The sequence below is a fragment of the Alcanivorax sp. HI0044 genome (assembly GCF_001634945.1).
In genome coordinates, this window is sequence record NZ_LWEZ01000165.1 from 1 (window position 1) to 789 (window position 789).

Genomic DNA, 789 nt, shown 5'->3' on the forward strand with positions numbered 1-789 from the left:
AAGCCGTGGTCTTCAACCACGGCCGCTGGGAAAAAGCCTATGGCGGCTTCGGCTTCTCCGCCGTACGCCTGACCAAGGACGACCGCATTTACACCACCCTGCCGTTCTACCACGCCACCGGCATGGTGATCTGCTGGGCATCGGTCATCGCCAGTGCCGGCTCCATTGTCATTGCGCGCAAATTCTCCGCCAGTGGCTTCTGGGAAGACATCCGCCGCCATAACTGCACCGCCTTCGGCTATGTGGGCGAGCTGTGCCGTTATCTGCACGAGCAGCCGGAAAAGCCCAACGATCAGGACAACAAGGTCCATACCATTGTCGGTAACGGCCTGCGCCCGAGCATCTGGAAAGACTTCAAGAACCGCTTCGGCATTGATCGTGTGGTCGAGCTGTATGCCTCCTCGGAAGGCAACGTGGCTTTCACCAACGTATTCAACTTCGACAACACCGTAGGGTTCTCCCCGGTCAGCTACGCCATCGTCAAATACGACAAAGAGCGTGACGAGCCGGTGCGTGACAGCAAAGGTCACATGATCAAGGTCGGCAAAGGCGAATCCGGGCTGATGCTGGGCGAAATCACCGAAAAGACGCCTTTCGACGGCTACACCGACCCGGAAAAGACCGAGAAGTCCATCTACCGTGATGTCTTCACCAAGGGTGATGCCTGGTTCAACACCGGCGACATGATGCGCGACATCGGTTTCCGCCACGCCCAGTTCGTGGACCGCCTGGGGGATACCTTCCGCTGGAAAGGCGAAAACGTATCCACCACCGAAGTGGAACAGATTC

At 58.0% G+C, this 789-nt stretch carries 1 protein-coding gene; it reads left to right on the forward strand.

Annotated elements, in window-relative coordinates; all coding sequences use genetic code 11:
- Positions 1-789, forward strand: a 789-nt coding sequence (locus A3730_RS01980) for an AMP-binding protein (RefSeq protein WP_156500797.1), incomplete at both ends; no start/stop codon positions are given.